The organism is Marinobacter sp. NFXS9 (genome assembly GCF_040148665.1).
Lineage (GTDB): Bacteria > Pseudomonadota > Gammaproteobacteria > Pseudomonadales > Oleiphilaceae > Marinobacter_A > Marinobacter_A mangrovi.
The window spans coordinates 102,418-121,719 of record NZ_JAGDDW010000015.1 but is presented as its reverse complement, the minus strand read 5'-3'; the positions used below and the strand labels follow the sequence as shown (position 1 = coordinate 121,719).

At 61.1% G+C, this 19,302-nt stretch carries 19 protein-coding genes; 8 read left to right on the top strand and 11 right to left on the bottom strand.

What is annotated here, in order from left to right:
- Window positions 1-347: 347 nt before the first annotated feature.
- The 8 genes from nth to metG all read right to left on the bottom strand — a co-directional run bounded on the left by nth (window position 348) and on the right by metG (window position 8,971).
- The gene (gene nth, locus J3364_RS19150; protein WP_349559764.1) at window positions 348-989 is read right to left on the bottom strand and encodes an endonuclease III; all 642 of its coding nucleotides are present in this window, start codon (window positions 987-989) and stop codon (window positions 348-350) included.
- A gap of 7 nt (window positions 990-996) precedes the next feature.
- The gene (locus J3364_RS19145) at window positions 997-1,713 is read right to left on the bottom strand and encodes an electron transport complex subunit E (protein ID WP_349559763.1); all 717 of its coding nucleotides are present in this window, start codon (window positions 1,711-1,713) and stop codon (window positions 997-999) included.
- A gap of 1 nt (window position 1,714) precedes the next feature.
- Window positions 1,715-2,371 carry an electron transport complex subunit RsxG gene (rsxG, locus tag J3364_RS19140; protein WP_349559762.1) on the bottom strand — a complete coding sequence of 219 codons (657 nt, stop codon included), beginning with the start codon at window positions 2,369-2,371 and terminating at the stop codon, window positions 1,715-1,717.
- A gap of 17 nt (window positions 2,372-2,388) precedes the next feature.
- Entirely contained in the window at window positions 2,389-3,426 is a 1,038-nt protein-coding gene (gene rsxD, locus J3364_RS19135; RefSeq protein ID WP_349559761.1) for an electron transport complex subunit RsxD, read from the bottom strand.
- Window positions 3,427-3,445: 19 nt separating this feature from the next.
- The gene (rsxC, locus tag J3364_RS19130) at window positions 3,446-5,629 is read right to left on the bottom strand and encodes an electron transport complex subunit RsxC (RefSeq protein WP_349559760.1); all 2,184 of its coding nucleotides are present in this window, start codon (window positions 5,627-5,629) and stop codon (window positions 3,446-3,448) included.
- Entirely contained in the window at window positions 5,629-6,222 is a 594-nt protein-coding gene (rsxB, locus tag J3364_RS19125) for an electron transport complex subunit RsxB (protein WP_349559759.1), read from the bottom strand. Before rsxB ends, rsxC begins: the two co-directional genes overlap by 1 nt.
- Window positions 6,223-6,235: 13 nt before the next feature.
- Window positions 6,236-6,817, bottom strand: a complete 582-nt coding sequence (gene rsxA, locus J3364_RS19120; RefSeq protein ID WP_123635527.1) for an electron transport complex subunit RsxA — start codon at window positions 6,815-6,817, stop codon at window positions 6,236-6,238.
- Window positions 6,818-6,916: 99 nt separating this feature from the next.
- Window positions 6,917-8,971 carry a methionine--tRNA ligase gene (gene metG / locus J3364_RS19115; RefSeq protein ID WP_349559758.1) on the bottom strand — a complete coding sequence of 685 codons (2,055 nt, stop codon included), beginning with the start codon at window positions 8,969-8,971 and terminating at the stop codon, window positions 6,917-6,919.
- A 224-nt stretch (window positions 8,972-9,195) separates the two neighbouring features.
- Between metG and apbC the strand changes: the two genes are divergently transcribed.
- From apbC to J3364_RS19095, 4 genes are all read left to right on the top strand, one after another.
- Complete coding sequence (gene apbC, locus J3364_RS19110; RefSeq protein ID WP_349559757.1) at window positions 9,196-10,293, top strand: iron-sulfur cluster carrier protein ApbC; 1,098 nt, start codon at window positions 9,196-9,198, stop codon at window positions 10,291-10,293.
- Between the two features lie 144 nt (window positions 10,294-10,437).
- On the top strand, window positions 10,438-11,004 hold the full coding sequence (gene dcd, locus J3364_RS19105) for a dCTP deaminase (protein ID WP_123635530.1): 567 nt from the start codon (window positions 10,438-10,440) through the stop codon (window positions 11,002-11,004).
- A gap of 45 nt (window positions 11,005-11,049) precedes the next feature.
- Window positions 11,050-11,655 carry a YjaG family protein gene (locus J3364_RS19100; RefSeq protein ID WP_349559756.1) on the top strand — a complete coding sequence of 202 codons (606 nt, stop codon included), beginning with the start codon at window positions 11,050-11,052 and terminating at the stop codon, window positions 11,653-11,655.
- A gap of 12 nt (window positions 11,656-11,667) precedes the next feature.
- Window positions 11,668-12,945: a valine--pyruvate transaminase gene (locus J3364_RS19095; RefSeq protein ID WP_349559755.1), complete on the top strand. Its 1,278-nt coding sequence runs from the start codon at window positions 11,668-11,670 to the stop codon at window positions 12,943-12,945.
- On the opposite strand, the gene J3364_RS19090 is transcribed toward J3364_RS19095, so the two are convergent.
- The 3 genes from J3364_RS19090 to purM form a co-directional block, all read right to left on the bottom strand.
- Window positions 12,908-13,669: a DUF3108 domain-containing protein gene (locus J3364_RS19090; RefSeq protein ID WP_349559754.1), complete on the bottom strand. Its 762-nt coding sequence runs from the start codon at window positions 13,667-13,669 to the stop codon at window positions 12,908-12,910. The genes J3364_RS19095 and J3364_RS19090 overlap by 38 nt on opposite strands.
- Before the next feature lie 131 nt (window positions 13,670-13,800).
- Window positions 13,801-14,493, bottom strand: coding sequence for a phosphoribosylglycinamide formyltransferase (gene purN, locus J3364_RS19085; protein ID WP_349559753.1), 693 nt, complete (start codon window positions 14,491-14,493; stop codon window positions 13,801-13,803).
- Window positions 14,490-15,557 carry a phosphoribosylformylglycinamidine cyclo-ligase gene (gene purM / locus J3364_RS19080; RefSeq protein ID WP_349559752.1) on the bottom strand — a complete coding sequence of 356 codons (1,068 nt, stop codon included), beginning with the start codon at window positions 15,555-15,557 and terminating at the stop codon, window positions 14,490-14,492. The genes purN and purM overlap by 4 nt, the downstream gene beginning before the upstream one ends.
- A gap of 303 nt (window positions 15,558-15,860) precedes the next feature.
- Here purM and J3364_RS19075 point away from each other — a divergent pair, with 303 nt between their 5' ends.
- The 4 genes from J3364_RS19075 to J3364_RS19060 are packed head-to-tail and all read left to right on the top strand — an operon-like array spanning window position 15,861 to window position 19,291.
- Entirely contained in the window at window positions 15,861-17,177 is a 1,317-nt protein-coding gene (locus J3364_RS19075) for a DUF8605 domain-containing protein (RefSeq protein ID WP_349559751.1), read from the top strand.
- 18 nt (window positions 17,178-17,195) lie between these two features.
- Window positions 17,196-17,756 (top strand): CDP-alcohol phosphatidyltransferase family protein, encoded by a 561-nt coding sequence (locus tag J3364_RS19070; RefSeq protein WP_349559750.1) that lies wholly within the window; start codon window positions 17,196-17,198, stop codon window positions 17,754-17,756.
- Complete coding sequence (gene hda / locus J3364_RS19065; protein ID WP_349559749.1) at window positions 17,738-18,448, top strand: DnaA regulatory inactivator Hda; 711 nt, start codon at window positions 17,738-17,740, stop codon at window positions 18,446-18,448. Before J3364_RS19070 ends, hda begins: the two co-directional genes overlap by 19 nt.
- Before the next feature lie 51 nt (window positions 18,449-18,499).
- A complete protein-coding gene (locus J3364_RS19060; protein WP_203141225.1) occupies window positions 18,500-19,291 on the top strand; it encodes a ParA family protein in 792 nt (263 codons plus the stop codon).
- The last annotated feature ends 11 nt before the right edge of the window (window positions 19,292-19,302 follow it).

The window sequence follows — 19,302 nt, the reverse complement described above, 5'->3', positions numbered from 1 at the left end:
TTACATCTACAACGCAGGGTCTATGCCCTCAGGTTGGGCGCTATATACCCGGCTTCCAGGTGAACTCTGGTAGCTAGCCAAAGTTCATGGACAGATACAAGGTTGGGCTGACGCAGGAAGCCCAACAATAAGCGGGCACCGGACGTCCCCGTTATCGCGGATAGGCTTTTGGAGCATGGGTTCTCAAAAACCGGCCTGGCGACCATTGGATTGGATGAGATGGGCCGCAAACCTGGCTTGTTGGGCTTCCTGCGTCAGCCCAATCTACGATACAACATTTAAGGCCGGCTGGAGTATGTAGCAGATGCTTTAGCTTCTGAGGCGTCGTGCGGCGTCCCGAGGGCTACTCAGTCCAGATATTCCCGCTTCTCTTTAAATTCACAAAGATCCTCGATGATACAACTGCCACACTTCGGCTTGCGTGCCGTGCAGGTGTATCGCCCGTGCAGGATCAGCCAGTGGTGGGCGTCCTGCAGGTAAGGCTTGGGTACCAGGCGCACCAGCCGCTTTTCCACTTCCAGCACGTTCTTACCCGGCGCAATCCCGGTCCGGTTGGATACCCGGAAGATGTGGGTGTCCACGGCCATGGTGGGCTGTCCGAAAGCCGTGTTGAGGACGACGTTGGCCGTCTTGCGACCGACGCCGGGCAAGGCTTCGAGGGCTTCCCGGGTTTCCGGTACGACGCTGTCGTGTTGCTCCACCAGTGCCCGGCAGGTCTTGATGACGTTTTCCGCCTTGCTGTTAAAAAGGCCAATCGTCTTGATGTATTCCTTGAGACCGTCCACGCCCAGCGCCAGGATAGCTTCGGGGGTATTGGCCACAGGAAACAGCTTGGCGGTTGCCTTGTTGACGCCGACATCCGTGGCCTGGGCCGACAGGATCACCGCAATCAGGAGCTCAAATGGGTTGCTGTAGACCAGCTCCGTGGTGGGGTTGGGATTGGCGGCCTTGAGCCGCTCAAAGATCTGTGTCCGTTTTTCCTTGTTCATCAAAACCTCAGGAGACGTGACCGGTCACGCGAACCCGTTTGCTGCCGGCGGTGACTGGCTGGGTTTCACGGGCGGCCTGACGTTTGCGAATCTGACCATCAATGCTGTTCTTCAGGGCAATCAGGAAGCCGAGTCCGACAAACGCGCCGGGCGGCAGGATCATGAACAGCACATTCGCGTAGTCGTCAAAAACCTGGATTTTCCAGGTGCTGGCACTCGCGCCAAAGATCAGGTCCATGTTGGAAAACAGCGTGCCTTGGCCGATCAGCTCGCGCATCCCCCCCAGGACAATCAGCACGGCGAGGAAGCCGGCCCCCATCATGAAACCGTCCAGTACCGACAACAGCACGGGATTACGGGAAGCAAAGGCATCAGCGCGGCCCAGGATGGCGCAGTTGGTGACGATCAGCGGGATAAAGATGCCGAGAATCTCGTAGAGCTCGTAGGTATAGGCCTGCATCAGCAGCTCAGCGCAGGTCACGAATGACGCGATGATCATGACGAAGGCCGGCAGACGCACCGAATCCGAGACGAAGTTACGAATCAGTGAGACCGACAGGTTCGAGCCGACCAGCACCAGTAGCGTGGCCAGTCCCAGGCCAATCCCGTTCACGACCGTGCCGGTGACGGCCAGCAGCGGGCAAAGGCCCAGCACCTGCACCAGCGCCGGGTTATTGGTCCACAGGCCGTCCTTGATGATCTCTTTGGGCGTTTTAGTGGCCATTTCAGCCTCGATCTCCGTGCGTTGCGTTCATGCCCGCGGTCGGAGCGAGCAGGGTGTCACGATGAGCCTGGAAGTAGAGCAGGGCGTTGTGAACGGCGCCGACGACAGCGCGTGGGGTAATCGTCGCGCCGGTAAACTGGTCGAACTGGCCACCGTCCTTGGCCACGGCCCATTCACTTCTGGACGTGTTTTCCAGCGACTTGCCGTTGAAGCTGTAGACCCAACTGGTCTTCTTGGTATCGACCTTGTCGCCCAGACCGGGCGTTTCATGATGCTGCGTCACACGAACGCCAAGAATCCGGCCATCGGCACCAATCCCCACCAGCAGGTGGATGTCACCCGAATAACCATTGTGAGTCACCGCAGGCAGGATAACACCGGTCACTTTGCCGTTCTTGCGGGCGATATGCGCCGACAGCGTCTCGCTCAGGCCCAGTTGCTCGTCGGGACCGACCGGCAGAGCGGCCGCCAGCAGGTCGTTGGTGTGCCGGTCTTCCGGAATAATCTGCAGCAGGGCGCCGGCTTCGGCCTTGCGGATCTGGTCTCGAATGCGGTCAGACGTGAAGGCGTGCGTCACCGCGATGGTGCCTGCCGTGATCACCGCAAACAGGGCCAGTCCGATGGCGTTGCGAGTGATGGATTGTCCTAGTGCTGCCATGACAGGTCCTGTTGCGATTAGTCGGCTTTGACGCGACGGGCTTTCTGGTGGCCGTAGGTGCGCGGTTGCGTGTAATAGTCGATGAACGGTACGGCAAAATTCATCAGCAACACCGCAAACGCTACCGCGTCCGGATAGCTGCCCCAGCTTCGGATGATGTAGAGCAGGATGCCGATGCCGGCGCCATAGACCAGTTTACCTTTACGGCTGGTGGCGGCGGTCACCGGATCCGTCGCGATGAAGAAAGCGCCCAGCATGGTCGCGCCTGACAGCAGGTGAATCGTGAGCGGCGCGTACTGGTCCGGATCCCAGCCAAACGCCAGGCTCATGACCGATAGCGCGGCCAGCATGCTGACCGGAATGTGCCAGGTGATCAGGCGCAACGCGATCAGGAGCAGACCACCGGCGAGGAAGCCGAGGTTCACCCACTCCCAGCCCTTGGAGACGAAGTCCCCGAACGCCGGATTCTGCAGGACCTGGCCGGACAGCTGAGTCTTGATGTCGTGCTTGTAGACGTCCAGCGGCGTGGCCATGGTGTAGCCGTCTACGGCCTCAGCGCCGGTGAAATTAAGGGCGATGGTATGGAGCAGGCCCGGCGTATCGGCACTCAGGCCGGTGGGGCTGGCCCAGTTCGTCGTCATGGCGACCGGAAACGACACCAGCACCAGGGCATAGCCGACCATGGCCGGATTGAACGGGTTGGAGCCCAGCCCGCCATAAAGTTGCTTGGCCAGCAGGATGGCCACGACCACAGCGACGACGCTCACCCACCAGGGCGCAAACGGGGGCAGAGACAGGCCGAGCAGAAGACCGGTGACGGCGGCCGTGTTGTCTTTCAGGAAGAAAGCGACCGGCCGCTTTCGCAGCATCAGAATCATACCTTCGGTCAGTAGGGCGACGGCGACACAGAACACCGTATTCACCAGGTTGCCCCAGCCAAAACACAGGGTCTGGGCCAGCAGGCCCGGCAGTGTGGCCAGGATCACCCAGAGCATGACCCGGGACGTTCGCTGCGGACCGTGTGCGTGGGGGGAAGAAAGTCTCAGAAAAGCCATGGTGGTTTCTCGGTCTCCGTCAGGACTCGGCGTCCGCTGTTTTACGGGCATCGGCCAGTGCCTGTTCGGCTCGGGCGACCCGGTCCTGATTCTTGGCCACGGCGCGCTCCAGTTTGCTCACGTTGTCGCCGTTGGTATCGCGTGCTTCCTGCAACATATCTTGCATGGTGTCCAGTTTGGCACGGGCCTTGTCCAGGGCCGCTTCCAGTTCCGGGATGTCGGCCTTCGGTGCGGAAGGAGCGGGACGAGCGGCATTCAGGGCATCCTGCGCGGCCTGTACGCGTTGTTCGTTTTTGGCCACGGCCCGTTCCAGCTTCTCGACGTTGTCGCCGCCTTCGGCGCGGGCCTCAGCCAGCATGCTGCGCATGGTGTCCAGCTTGGCCGTGGCTTTGTCCAGGTTGGCTTTTAGCGTTTCCGCGTCTGGTGTCGTCGTTTCCGACGTCTCTGTCGCGGATGCCGGCGCCTTGGCGTTATCCAGAGCGGCTTGTGCCGCTGCCACGCGCTCTTCGTTCTTGGCGACTGCCCGCTCCAGTTTTTCGGTGTCACCACCCTGGTCGCGCGCGTCCTTGAGAAGCCCCTGCATGTTCCGGAGTTTGGCCTGAGCCTTGGTCAGGTTGGCTTCCAGGGTCGCGATATCAGGTGCCTCTGGCGTCGTAGCGGGCTCGGCCCTCGCTGCCATTCCCTTGCGGGCCAGGGCGGCTTCCACGGCGGCGCTGGCGGATTTCTTCGGCTTCTCGGCGGCTTGTTCACGTTTCTCCGCCTGGGCTTTGGCGGCGGCCTCGGCACGCGCCTTGCGCTTGGCTTCCTTCTCGGCTTGCTCTCGTTCCAGCCGGGCCTGACGGGCTTCAAAGCGTTCCCGCGCGCGATCGGATTTGATCTGATCGTCCCGCTGCTGGCGCAACTCGCCTTTGGCGTAGCGGTAGAATTGCACCAGCGGAATGGTGCTGGGACAGACGTAAGAACAGGCGCCGCACTCGATGCAGTCGAACAGGTTGTGCTGCTCGGCTTTCTCGAATTCCTGCGACTGGGCAAACCAGAACAGCTGCTGGGGCAGCAACTCCATGGGGCAGGCTTCGGCACACATGCCACAGCGGATACAGGGTTGCGCCGGTGGCGGTGCCGGGAATTCTTCGGGAGAGCCGGCGATGATGCAGTTGGTGGTCTTGATGACTGGAACGTCCGGATCATCGAGTGTGAAACCCATCATCGGGCCGCCCATGATCAGGCGCTGGGTATTCGCCTCGCTGAAGCCGCTCTGTTCCAGCAGGAACCGTATGGGCGTGCCGATCAGCGCTTCCACGTTGCCTTTGCTCGCCAGCCCTTCGCCGGTCAGTGTCGTGATGCGGGAGATCAGCGGTTCGCCAAAGCGCACGGCCCGATAGACGGCCACGGCCGTACCCACGTTCTGGCACATCACGCCGATATCCGCAGGAATGCCGCCATGGGGGACTTCCAACCCGGTGAGCAGTTGAATCAGCTGTTTCTCGCCCCCCGATGGGTACTTGGTTGGAACGACGGCGATATCGATGCGCGTGCCCGCTACGGCCTGTTTCAGCGCTTCGATGGCTTCCGGCTTATTGTCCTCAATGCCGATGACACACTCTTCGGGCTCCAGGATAAACGCCATGATTTCCAGCCCGCGCACGATGTCGGTCGCGCGGGTGCGCATCAACATGTCGTCGGCGGTGATGTAAGGCTCACATTCCGCGCCGTTGAGGATCAGCGTGCGGACCTTGTCGTCCCGGGGCGGGTGGAGCTTGATCTCTGTCGGGAAGCCGGCGCCGCCCATCCCGGCGATGCCCGCGCGACGAATCCGCTCCAACAGGGCGGGGGCGGCTTCGCTGTGATAGTCCTCCAGTGGTTCGAGGTCGGCCCATTGCTCCTCGCCGTCTGGTTGCAGGATGACGCACCAGTCGGTCATGCCGGACGGGTGGGGCACCGGGTGCGGGACGATGCCCTCAATCGTGCCGGAAGTCGGCGCATGCACGGCCACGCTGACCCGACCCTGGGGTTCGGCCAGCATCTGACCTTTCAGGACGCGATCGCCGGTATCGACCAGCGTCTGGGACGGTGCGCCGATGTGTTGCTGCAATGGAATGTAGAGCGCGTCTGGCAACGGCAATGTGCGAATCGGAGCCGTTGTGGACTGGTGCTTGTTCTCGGGCGGGTGGATGCCGCCGGGGAAATCCCAGATCTTGCGCATCAGGACGTTACCTCCACGCGGTCGGAGGCGATCACGCGATCTCTTGCCTGAGACAGTCCGGGCCGCTCCCAATTCCAGGTGCGGATCGTGGTGGGCACCGGGACCATGTCGATGCAGTCCACCGGGCAGGGTTCGACACAGAGGTCGCAGCCGGTGCATTCGCTCTCAATGACGGTGTGCATGTGTTTGGCCGCGCCAAGGATCGCGTCCACCGGGCACGCCTGGATGCACTTGGTGCAGCCGATGCACTCGTCTTCCCGGATGATGGCAACGCGCTTGCCCTGATCCACGCCGTGCTCGGCATCCAGCGGTTCCGGTTCCACATCGAGTAAGTCGGCCAGCGCGTGGATGGTGGCTTCGCCACCCGGCGGGCACTTGTTGATGGCGTCGCCGTTGGCAATGGATTCGGCGTAAGGTCGGCAGCCCGGGAAGCCACACTGGCCGCACTGGGTCTGGGGCAGCAAGGCGTCGATCTGGTCGACGATGGGATTGCCCTCGACCTTGAAGCGCTCGGCGGCAAAGCCCAGCAGGCCGCCAAAGATCAGGGACAGGACGACGAGCGCACCGATGGCAATGAGAATGCTGGTCCACATGGTGATGACTCCGTCAGATGCTTACCAGCCCGGTAAAACCGAGGAAGGCCAATGACATCAGACCGGCGGTGACCATGCCAATGGCGGCCCCCCGGAAAGCGACCGGCACATCGGCCACCGCGATCCGCTCGCGCATGGCGGCGAACAGGACCAGTACCAGGGAGAAACCCAGCGCCGCACCGAGTCCGTAAAGCACCGACTCGATGAAGTTGTTGTTGCGGTTGAGGTTCAGCAGCGCCACGCCCAGCACCGCGCAGTTGGTGGTGATCAGCGGCAGGAAAATACCCAGCACCCGATAAAGCAGCGGGCTCGTCTTGCGCACCACCATTTCAGTGAACTGGACAACGACGGCAATCACCAGAATAAACGTGATGGTCTTGAGGAACGCCAGATCCAGCGGTGCCAGGAGGTAGGTGTAGACCAGGTAGCTGCAGACCGACGAGAGCGTCAGCACGAAGGTGGTGGCCAGGGACATGCCCATGGCGGTCTCCAGCTTGTTCGAGACGCCCATAAACGGGCACAGGCCCAGGAACTGGACCAGTACGAAGTTGTTGACCAGAATCGTGCTGACCAGAATCAGCAGGTAGTCTGTCATGTGATCTCTCCGCGCCTGCAGCGCTATCCCGGACGCCTTTTCGGCGTTTTCTCATGGGGGATCGCCGTGCGATGCCCCCTTATTTGTGGTCCGGACGGGTTACATCACCCGCTGGCCCGGCTGGGCGCCGGAATCCGGTGACAGGATGAAGATGTCCTTGCCGCCGGGGCCAGCCGCCAGAACCATGCCTTCGGACAGGCCGAACTTCATCTTGCGCGGCTTCAGGTTGGCGACCATGACCGTCAGACGGCCTTCCAGCTCTTCCGGCTGATAGGCGGATTTGATGCCGGCGAAGACGTTGCGCTCATTGTCGCCGATATCCAGCGTCAGGCGCAGCAGCTTGTCGGCGCCGTCCACGTGCTCGGCCTTGACGATCTTCGCCACGCGCAGGTCGACCTTGGCAAAGGCGTCGAAATCAATCTCGTCGGCCAGTGGCTCGACCTTGTCCGCCTTGTTGTCCGCCGGTTTGGTGGTCTTGTCGCCGGTAGCTGCCGGGAGTTCCTCTTTGGAAGCTTCCAGCATGGCGTCGATCTGCTTCATCTCCACGCGGCTCATCAGCGGCTTGAACTTGTTGATGCCGTGATTTTCCATCAGCTGCTCGCGGCCGTTCCAGTCCAGCTTGGCGTTCAGGAACGCTTCGGCCGCTTCCGCGGTGGCCGGCAGGATCGGCGCCAGGTACGTCATCAGCAGTCGGAACATGTTGATGGCGTTGGTGGAGATGGCTTGTACATCCGCCGCTCGCTCGGCGTCCTTGATCAGGACCCAGGGCTCTTCGTCGTTGACGTACTGGTTGGCAATATCCGCCAATTCCATGATCCGACGCATGGCGCGACCGAATTCACGATTCTCGTAATGCTCGGCAATCTCGTCACCGGCCTGGATGAACTCGGCCAGCTTCTCGCTTTCGGTGACCTGCCCCAGCTGGCCGTCGAATTTCTTGGTGACGAACCCGGCGGTCCGGCTGGCAATGTTCACGACCTTGCCCACCAGGTCGGAGTTCACACGCTGTGCAAAGTCCTCGAGATTGAGGTCCATATCGTCCACGTTGCTGGTCAGCTTGGTGGCGAAGTAGTAGCGCAGGTATTCCGGATTCAGGTGATCCAGATAGGTCCGCGCCATGATGAAGGTGCCGCGGGACTTGGACATCTTCTTGCCGTTCACGGTGATGAAGCCGTGGGCGTAGACCGCAGACGGCGTGCGGTAGCCGGCGCTGTGCAGCATGGAGGGCCAGAACAGGGCGTGGAAGTTGATGATGTCCTTGCCGATGAAGTGGTACACCTCGGCGGTGGAGTCGGCCTTCCAGAAATGATCGAAGTCCAGGTCGTCGCGACGCTCGCACAGGTTCTTGAAGCTGGCGAGGTAGCCGATCGGCGCGTCCAGCCAGACGTAGAAATACTTGCCCGGCGCGTCGGGAATCTCGAAGCCGAAGTAGGGTGCATCGCGGCTGATGTCCCATTCCTGCAGGCCGGCGTCCAGCCATTCGGCCAGCTTGTTCGCCACCTGCGGCTGGAGGGTGCCGCTGCGGGTCCACTCGCGCAGGAAGTCGGCGAACTCCGGCAGGCGGAAAAAGTAGTGCTCGGACTCTTTCTCGATCGGTGTGGCGCCGGAAACGGCCGAGCGCGGGTTGATCAGCTCCGCCGGGGTGTAGGTGGCGCCGCAGACTTCGCAATTGTCGCCGTACTGGTCCTCGGACTTGCACTTCGGGCAGGTGCCCTTGATGAAGCGGTCCGCCAGGAACATTTCCTTTTCCGGATCGTAGGACTGGGTAATGTTCCGGGTCGCGATGTGATTGTTCTTCTTCAGCTGCTCGTAGATGTAGGAAGAGAACTCGCGGTTTTCAGGCGAATGGGTGCTGTAGTAGTTGTCGAAATGGATCAGGAACCCGCTGAAATCCTGCTGGTGCTCCTGGTTGATCCGGTCGATCAGCGCTTCCGGCGTAATACCTTCGCGCTCGGCCCTTAGCATGATGGCCGTGCCGTGGGCATCGTCGGCACACACATAGACGCAGTTGTTGCCCCGCATGTTCTGGTAGCGCACCCAGATATCGGTCTGGATATATTCCAGCAGGTGGCCCAGGTGGATCGGCCCGTTGGCATAGGGCAGGGCGCTCGTGACCAGGATGTCGCGCTTGGACTGTGCGTTGGCTTGCGTCATTTGATGTCCCAAACGTTGATCGGGTGTGATGTCGCTCCGGCAGATGCCGGAATTTCGGGCCCGAATAATACCGTTCCGGCCGATTTTTTTCATCCGTTTCTTGCAGGTTGTCTTTACGCGACAGGGCCATGCGTGATGGTTCAGTGTTTGTGGTGGCTGTGGTTAAATAGCGCTACCGTAATAACATAGTATTTTACTCAGGTAATGCCCGCTTGGAGACGGATATGAGCGAAATTTCCCGTGAAGCTGTCGATGCCGCGATCCGCGAGTATCGCGATCCCTACCTGGATCAGGATCTGTTTGCACTCGACGCGATTAAATCGGTCGCGATCGACGGGGGTAAGGTCACGGTTGATGTGGAGCTGGCTTATCCATCGGAGGGTATCGCCGGCGCACTGCGTCAACTGGTCGGCAATGCCATTGAAAATGTGTCCGGCGTCGGTGATGTAACGGTCAATACCCGCCAGGCGATCCGTGCCTATCAGGCCCAAAAGGATCTCCAGTCGATTGCCGGCGTTAAAAACATCATTGCCGTGGCTTCCGGCAAGGGTGGCGTGGGGAAGTCCACCACCGCCGTCAATCTGGCGCTGGCACTGAGTCAGGAAGGCTGCCGGGTGGGTATTCTGGATGCCGACATCTACGGCCCGAGCGTGGGTATGATGTTGGGACTGCCGGAAGGCACCCGCCCGCAAACCCGCGATAATAAGTGGTTTATCCCGGTCCCCGCTCACGGTATTGAGGCCATGTCCATGGCGTTCCTGGTCACCGACAAGACACCGATGGTCTGGCGCGGGCCGATGGTCAGCGGGGCCGTGCAGCAGTTGCTCACGCAGACCCAGTGGAATGATCTGGACTACCTGATCGTCGACATGCCGCCGGGCACCGGCGACATTCAGCTCACCATGGCGCAGAAGGTGCCCGTCACGGGCGCGGTGATCGTCACCACGCCGCAGGACATTGCGCTTCTGGACTGCAAGAAAGGCATTGAGATGTTCCGCAAGGTGGATATTCCGGTGCTGGGCGTGATCGAGAACATGAGCACGCACATCTGCAGCAACTGCGGTCACCATGAGCCGTTGTTCGGCGAGGGTGGCGGTCAGCGGGTGGCCGAAGAATACGACACCGAGTTGCTGGGTCAGTTGCCGCTGCACATGACCATCCGCGAGCAGACCGACAGCGGTCAGCCGTCGGTAGTCGCTGAACCGGATTCCGAGGTGGCCCGGACCTATCGCGACGCGGCCCGCCGCATGGGGGCGTTGTTGTCCCGCCGGGAGCGCAATCTGACGTCGCCGATTCCGAGCATTTCCATCAGTGACGACTGACCGGATCGGTCCGGTTAAAAGGCCCGCCGAATTGCCGGCGCTGCTTTGTCTTAAGTGGCGCCAGGCGTTACCATAGCGGCCTTTGTGATCGCGCGGCCCGGCCGGGTCCTGCGCACGCCCAGTTTCCCGCATGAGAATCAGACGATGACGATTAAATCCGACAAGTGGATCCGGCGCATGGCGCAGGAACATGGCATGATCGAGCCGTTCGAGCACGACCAGGTGCGCGAATCTTCCAAAGGCCGTGTCATTTCCTACGGCACCTCGAGCTATGGCTACGATGTCCGATGCAGCAACGAGTTCAAGATTTTCACCAACGTCCATTCGGCGACGGTGGATCCGAAGAACTTCGACGATGACAGCTTCGTCAATGTGACCAGCGACGTCTGCATTATCCCGCCCAACTCGTTTGCCCTGGCGCGGACGGTGGAATACTTTCGCATTCCCCGCAATGTCCTGACGGTTTGCCTGGGTAAATCCACGTACGCCCGCTGCGGTATCATCGTCAATGTCACCCCGCTGGAGCCGGAATGGGAAGGCCAGGTGACGCTGGAGTTTTCCAACACCACCAACCTGCCGGCGAAGATCTACGCCAACGAAGGCGTCGCCCAGATGCTGTTCTTCGAGTCCGACGAGGTTTGTGACACCAGCTATCGGGATCGGGGCGGCAAGTATCAGGGCCAGCGTGGCGTGACTCTGCCGCGGACCTGATCCGGCCCGGCGTGTTTCTGTTCCATTGTTGACGGAGAAACGCTCTTGAACGCGAATCAGTTTATCAAGGCGCTTGAACAGCTGCGGGGATGGCGCGAATTCGTTTTCATCCTGGCGCTGGCAGAGCGTGCGTTTCCCAATTACGTGCTGTTCGACGATGCCATCGGTGCCAAGCAGGCCGCCAAGATGCGGCTGCTGCTGGATCAGGCCTGGGACATGCTCCAGGAGAAAAACGCCGATGCCCGGGTCACCCAGGCGCTGGCTCGTCTGGAGAATCTGGCGCCGGACCCGGACGCCTACGACATGTACGGCGTCTACCCTGCCGACGATTTTTGCAAGCTGCTCGAGCAGGCGCTGCTGAATCGTCTGAACAGCACCAAACAACGCGCGCTGGAGGCATCCCAATGGGCCACCGCGACCGTCGCACAGTTTATCGAGATGGCCGAGGGTGAGGATCTGGATGAGGATGCCCTGGTCCGCCTCCTCGACAAGCACGAGCTGATGAAGGCAGACAAACTGTTCCAGCGGGATTTACTGCTCTCCCTGAAGAAACAGCGAGTGCCGACGGAAGCGTTTGTGGCCCAGATGAAAGAGGACGCTGCCAATGGCGGCGTGAGCAACCTCGGCATCGCGCTGGATGATGATGAATAACCGGAGCCGCCCATGAAACTGTCCGCATTCGGTCGCAAGTTTACGGCGGAAGCCGGGATCACGTCGCTGATGGATGATCTGGGGAACGCTCTGGCGTCCGGCGATGACATGATCATGATGGGCGGTGGTAACCCGGGCCATGTACCGGCCATCCAGGACCGTTTGCGGGACATCCTGAAATCCCTCACCGACGACGAGGACGCCTTCCGTCGTCTGGTGGGTGTCTACGATCCACCCCAGGGTGAGAAGCAGTTTATCAGCGCGCTGACTGACCTGCTGAATAAGGAGTATGGCTGGGGGCTGGAACCCGAAAACATTGCGCTCACCAATGGCAGCCAGGCCGCCTTCTTCATGTTGTTCAATATGTTTGGTGGGGACGACGGCGAAGGGCATCAGCGCCACATTCTGCTGCCGTTAGCGCCGGAATACATTGGCTATGCGGATGCCGGGTTAGGGCACGACCTGTTCCGCGCGGTTAAACCGGAAATCACCGAAACGGGACCGCACGAATTCAAATACCGGGTCGATTTTGAGGCGTTGGATGTGACCGATGAGACGGGCGCGATCTGCGTCTCCCGTCCGACGAACCCGACCGGCAATGTGGTGACCGACGACGAAATGGCTCGCCTGGAGGCATTGGCGGTCAAGCACGACGTGCCGTTGATTGTGGATGGTGCCTATGGAACACCGTTTCCCAGCCTGTTGTTTGTCGACGCCACGCCGCGCTGGAACGACCAGATTATTCTCTGCCTGAGCCTCTCCAAGCTGGGCCTGCCAGCGGCCCGTACGGGCATCGTCATTGCGGCCGAGCCGGTCATTCGGGCGTTGTCGGGTATCAATGCGATCATGAATCTGGCCACGGGCAGCTTCGGTGCGATGCTGGCGGAGCCATTGGTGCGCAGTGGCGAGATCCTGTCCCTGAGTCGGGATGTGGTCTGTCCGTTCTACCGGGCCAAGATGCAGAAGGCGGTCGCCGTGTTGCACGACAAGCTGGGTGAGCGCTGCCCTTGGTTTGTGCACAAGCCCGAAGGCGCCATGTTCCTGTGGCTGTGGTTCCCGGATCTGCCGGTCAGCAGTCTGGTGCTTTATGAACGCCTGAAGCAGCGGGGCGTGCTGGTGGTGTCCGGGCATTATTTCTTCCCGGGATTGCCTGATGACGGCTGGCGTCATCGGCACGAGTGCTTGCGCGTGACTTATTCCCAGGACGATGACCGGGTCGCTGAGGGGCTGGCGATCATTGCCGACGAAGTGCTCAGGATTTGGGCGGAATCTGAATCGACTCCCCGTTGACCGTCGCCTTCTCGATGTGGATTTCGTAGCGGGTTCCATCCGGCTCGATCTGGATCAGGCGCACCAGTAGGTAATTCCAGTCCGGAGCAAACCACATCAGGGTCTTGCGTTTGTTGTCCGGATCCCGGACTTTCTCCACCTTGACGGTATTCACGCTGCCAAAGCTGCCGTCCAGGGTTTCGTCCCCGAGGACCGCAAAAGTGCTCTCTTCGACCCGGTTCTTGCCCACCACCTTGTAGTGCATTTCCTGCTCGCCATTACGGACATCCTGTTGCAGCTGGAGCTGATAGCTCAGTGGATCAAGCGCGCCCCGCGGAAAATCGACGTCGACGTCGCGGCCCTCATAATCCCCGTTGGCATGCCGGCTGGCCCAATTGAAATTGATGTCGCGCTGACGGTCGGGAATCATCAGGCCGCCGAGCTCGTAGCGATAGACGGACGGTTGAGCATGACCGCTGATCCAGTTCAGGCGGGAGCTTTCATTAATATCCGCGATAAAGGACTCGACTTTGAAGGCGTAAAGCCAGCTGCCGTCCTCTTGCTTGGTGAGCGTTCGCGTGGCTGACCCTTTGAAGGGAATGCCTTTTTCCAGAGTCGCCCGGTACGTCGCGGAGTAGGGCAGCAGGCCGGGCTGCGGCTCGCCGGCAGCCCAGGCCGGGAGTAGGCCCAGCAGGAGTAGCGCCAGAGGGCGGCATCCAGTGCAGAGTCGAAATAATGCGCTCATGGTTTTGGTGTCCGGAAGAATCGATACTGCTTGGACCGTTTCGACAGATCCCTGTCCGGTCCGGGTTCATTCCAAAACTAGAGTATGCGGGCAGAGCCCGCAACTGCATTTCCGTGACGGCGGCTTAATGCTTACTGGTAGGCATCGGCCGGGAGGGAGAGCACCTGGGGGATGGGGGCGCCGTCGAACAGGACTTCGTCGTTGCCGAGGGCGATCCGACCCTCACAGAACCAGCGCAGGATGATCGGGTAGAGCACGTGCTCGCGCGCCTTGACCCGTGCCGCCAGGGTTTCCGGGGTGTCGTTATCGAGCACGGGCACTTCGGCCTGGGCTATGACGGGGCCGCCATCAAGCTCCTCGGTCACGAAGTGAATCGAGGTGCCGTGCATGGCATCGCCGGCACCCAGGGCGCGCTGGTGAGTCTTGAGCCCCTGATACTTCGGCAGCAACGACGGATGAACGTTGATCAGTTTGCCGCGGAAATGGCGCACGAAATCCGGCGTCAGGATGCGCATGAAGCCTGCCAGAACGATGGCATCCGGGTTGAGCGCCTCCAGTTTGCGCAGCAGTTCCGCATCGAAGCTGCCGCGGTCCTTGTACGTCGTGTGATCGACGACAAAGGTCTCAATGCCCGCCTGTTCGGCAACCTCAAGGCCGCCGGCTTCCGGACGGTTGGCGCCCACGGCCACAATGCGGCCGGGATGACCCGGCGCGCGCGTGGACTCGATCAGGGCTTTCAGATTGCTGCCGGTGCCGGAGATCAGCACGACGATGCGGGGCTCCAGCGGATTCTCGTTGCCGGACGGGTCCATGGCCGCATTCATGAGCGGGCAGCACCCGGGCGATACACCACACGGTCGGTGTCGCCCGCGTCTTTGGCAGGGTGCTCGATGTGCCCCAGTCGCCAGGCGTTTTCGCCCAGGCCTGCGAGGGTGTCCAGGGCATCCTGGGCCTGGTTGGCGGGCACGCAGATGACCATGCCGATGCCACAGTTGAAGGTACGGTACATCTCACGAGCATCGACGTTGCCGGCGTCTTTCAGCCATTGGAAGACCGGCGGCAGTGTCCAGCTTTCGGTATCGACGACAGCCACTGCGCCGTCCGGCAATACGCGGGGGATGTTTTCCGGCAGGCCGCCGCCCGTAATGTGGGCCATGGCCCGCACGTCGACGGTTTTCAGCAGCTTCAGCAGGTTCTTGACGTAGATCCGGGTGGGCTCCATCAGGGCGTTGCCCAGGGTGGTGTCGCCCAGGGCCATGTCCAGGTCGGCATCGCTGACTTCCAGAATCTTGCGGATCAGGGAATAGCCGTTGGAGTGGGGGCCCGAAGAGCCCAGGGCGATCAGGGCGTCGCCAGCCCTGACGTTCAGGCCATCGATAATTTCGTTGCGCTCCACAACCCCCACGCAGAAACCGGCCAGATCGTAGTCGTCGCCCTCGTACATGCCCGGCATTTCGGCAGTCTCGCCGCCAACCAGGGCGCAGCCGGCCAGTTCACAACCGCGACCGATGCCGTCGACGACGTCGGCGGCGACGTCAACGTTGAGCTTGCCGGTGGCGTAATAGTCGAGGAACATCAGCGGTTCTGCACCGCCGACGATCAGGTCGTTGACACACATGGCCACCAGATCGATGCCGATGGTGTCGTGACGACCCAGCTGCATCGCCAGGCGCAGCTTGGTGCCGACACCGTCGGTGCCAGAGACCAGGATCGGCTCTTTATAGCCGGAGGGCAGCGCCACCATGGCACCAAAGCCACCCAGGCCGCCAAGGACCTCCGGGCGGCGAGTCCGCGATGCGGTCTGTTTGATGCGCTCCACGAGTGCATTGCCGGCATCGATATCAACACCGGCATCGCGGTAGGTGAGTCCGGGTTTCTGGTCGGTCATGGTGTGTACTGCCCTGATCAGGAAAAAGGGCGGCAATTTTAGCAGGTGGCGGGGGACCATCCAATGCCTGCAGGGCGATATGACGGAAAGCCGAAACCGCTCCAGAGCCACGCGATTAAAAAATGGTGAGACGACCAGCCTGCCGCTCGCTACTCAGTGCCGGGACCTTGGTGTATCCTATGCGCCAATCAAGCCAAGGAACCTCTGGAAAAGTCCTTTTGCGGCGAATCGCGGTGTTGTGCGTCTGTTTGCTTCGTTGATCGTCCGGGCTCTTTCAGCGTTTCCCCAACAGCAGGGTGATTAATGAAGTCAGCAGCGATGTCGCAGATCAGGATGATGCTCCTGTTGCTCGCGGTGATCATGCCCGGCATGGCGTCAGCGGTGACGGTGGAGGGGCTTTACCAGGTTCAGGTTCCGGTGGCCGATACCTCACCCGAATCCCAGCAGACGGCCTATGCCGAGGGATTGAAACAGGTGCTTGCCCGCGTGGCCGGTAACCCGGATGTCCTGCAAAGCGATCAGGTGGATGCGTTGCTGGATAGCGCCGAATCCCTGGTCCAGGCCTATCAGTATCAGACTTCGCCGGAAGGCAATGACGTGCTGACCATTACCTACGGCGCGGTGGGTGTTAACCGGGCGCTGGCTAACATGCAGGTTCCGGTGTGGGGCGCCAACCGGCCGCTGACGCTGGGATGGGTCGCGGTGGATTCCGGGCGCGACCGTTGGGTGCTGACCGCCGATGATGACAATCTCGATGCCCGCGGACGTTGGTCGCGTGCATTCCGTGAAGCGGCGGTCCAGCGGGGCTTGCCCTTTGCGCTGCCCCCGGCCGACGTGCGTGACCAGCGGGATCTGACGTCGGATATCCGGGGCCAGTTCATGGAGAGTTTGCGGACCACCTCATCTGCCTATCCGCACAATCTGATCAGTGTGGTGAATGTCAGCCGCCAGGGCTCCGGCTGGGAAGCCAGCTGGCGTCTTGATGGCCCCGCGTTCAGTGAGACCGGTGAAGTGCGTGATGCGGCGTCCTCCGAATCCCTGGCGTCGGCGGTGATCGATGCCTGGGCGGATCTGTTGGCGGCGCGCTATTCGGTGGAGGCCGGCAAGGTGTCCGATGCGCAACGGGTGGATCTGAAAATCGAGAACATCCAGTCCGTCGAGGACTACGGTCATTTGTTGGCATCGCTTCAGCACATGACGCCGGTGGTTTCCGCCGGACCGGTTCAGGCGGCCGGCAATGTGGCGACGATGCGTGTGTCTTTCTCCGGTGAGCTGTCGGTCCTGAAGGAGTACATCGCACTGGATCACCGTTTCCAGCCCGTGGAAACCGAACGCCAGACCATGGGGACCCAAAGCTCCGGAAACACGCCGGCGCCCAAGCCAGCCCCGGCGGAGTCGGCAGATCCGGGCGACTCCTCGGGCAAGGCGCCCGCGGCTGACGATATGGCGACCGCCGAGGCGGACAATCCAGCCAGTCCGGTAGGCAGTCTGGCCTATCACCCGGCAGAGGCGGAAGGTGAAGCCTCGGCAGCCGAGAGCGAGCAATCGTTTGAGGCGCTGTATCCGGTCCTGCGTTATCGCTGGACGGGCAATGGCACGCCGGTCAGTGCGTCCGAGTAAAGGGAGCTGGAGTCGCAGGTGACCGAGGCCAACCGCTGGCGCTGGATTCCCAACGCATTGACGTTCATCCGGGTGCTGTTGATCGTTCCCTTTGCACTGGCCTTGTACGAGGAACAGTATCGGGTGGCGCTGGCGGTCTTTCTGATCGCCTCGTTGTCGGACGGGTTCGACGGTTTCCTCGCTCGCCATTTCAACTGGAAATCCCGGTTGGGAGCGATTGCCGATCCGCTGGCGGACAAGGCCTTGCTGATTACGGCTTACCTGATGCTGACGCTGACCGGTGTCCTGCCGGTCTGGCTGTTTATGCTGGTACTGGGGCGCGACCTGCTGATTGTCGGCGGGGCTCTGGCGTACCATTTCTTCATCGGCCGCTTCGATATGGCTCCCAGCTGGTTGGGTAAGCTCAATACCCTGATCCAGATCCTGGTGGTCCTGGCCATTGTCATCTTCCTGGCGGGCTTGCCGATGCCGCCCTGGGTTGTTCCCCGGGGTATCTGGCTGGTTGCTGCGATGGCACTGGCGAGCGGTCTTCACTACATCTACGTCTGGGCGCGTCGTGCATGGTTGACAACACACTAGACGGTTCACAATTAACACTCGGCGTTCGCCTGCATGACGACGCTACGTTTGCCAATTTCCTGGGGCACAAGAACGCCCTGGCGGCGGAAAAGCTCCGGGCCTTGTCAGAAGATGCCAATCTTCCGGTGATTGTAGTCTGCGGGGACAGCGGCACTGGCAAGAGCCACCTGTTACAGGCAGTCTGCCACCACGCCGAACGCAGCGGTCTTTCGGCCCTGTGTCTGAATCTCCAGGAGCTGCTGCCGCTGGGGCCGGATGTTCTGCAGGGGATGGAATCCTTTGAGCGGGTCTGTCTGGACGATATCGAGGCGGTTGCCGGCGATGTGCACTGGGAAGAGGCGCTGTTCCATCTGTTTAACCGGATGCTGGATAATGGCCATCAGCTGATCCTGAGCGCGGTCGAGCCGCCGGCCCGTCTCGCCATCGGCCTGCGTGATCTGGCATCGCGCTTGCAGCACGGTATTGTGCTCCAGCTGGCTCTGCCGAGGGACGAAGATCGCCTGCTGATTCTGGGAACCCGGGCCGAACGGCGCGGTCTGGTACTGCCGGAGGACGTCAGCCGGTTCATCTTGCGACGGGCATCGCGCCATACCGGTGAATTACTGGCTATCCTTGAGCGCCTCGACGAGAGCTCGTTGCGGGAGCAGCGACGCCTGACGATACCTTTCGTCAAATCCGTGATGGGCTGGTAATGCCGGGATGGCTCTGTGAGGGGCCAACAACAAAAGGGAATGGACATCATCATGAGACGAGTCGTTTTCAATCAGAAAGGCGGGGTCGGTAAGTCCAGCATTACCTGCAACCTGGCGGCCATTGCAGCGGCCGAAGGCCAGCGCACGCTGGTGGTGGACCTGGATCCCCAGGGCAACTCCACCCAGTATCTGCTGGGCAAGCCGGCGGCGGAGCTGCGCGACACGGTTGCCGACCTGCTGGAGCAGACTGTGTCGTTTTCGGTGTTCAACCGTCGTCCGGACGAATTTGTACACGCCACGCCGTTTCCCAACCTGTTTGTGATGCCGTCCAGCCCCGAGCTTGATTTTCTGGAGCGCAAACTGGAAGCCAAGCACAAGATCTATAAACTGCGGGAAGCGCTCAAGAAACTGGGCGAGAATTTCGACACCATCTACATCGATACCGCTCCGGCACTGGATTTCTACACCCGCTCGGCTCTGATCGCCGCGCAGCGCTGCCTGATTCCGTTCGATTGCGATGATTTTTCCCGGCAGGCGCTTTACAGCATCCTGGGCGAAATCCAGGACCTCCAGGAAGACCACAACCCGGATCTGGTGGTTGAGGGCATTGTCGCCAATCAGTTCCAACCCCGCGCGTCGTTGCCACGAAAGCTGGTTCAGGAACTGGTGGAAGAAGGATTGCCGATTCTTTCCGTTCGCCTCTCGTCTTCGGTTAAAATGCGGGAATCGCACCAGGCGCGTCAGCCGCTCGTCCATCTGGCACCCAAGCACAACCTGACCCGCCAGTACGTGGATCTCTACCGTCTTCTCAATGGCGAGAAGGTGGATGTTGAACCCCTCTAGAGTTGGGAGTG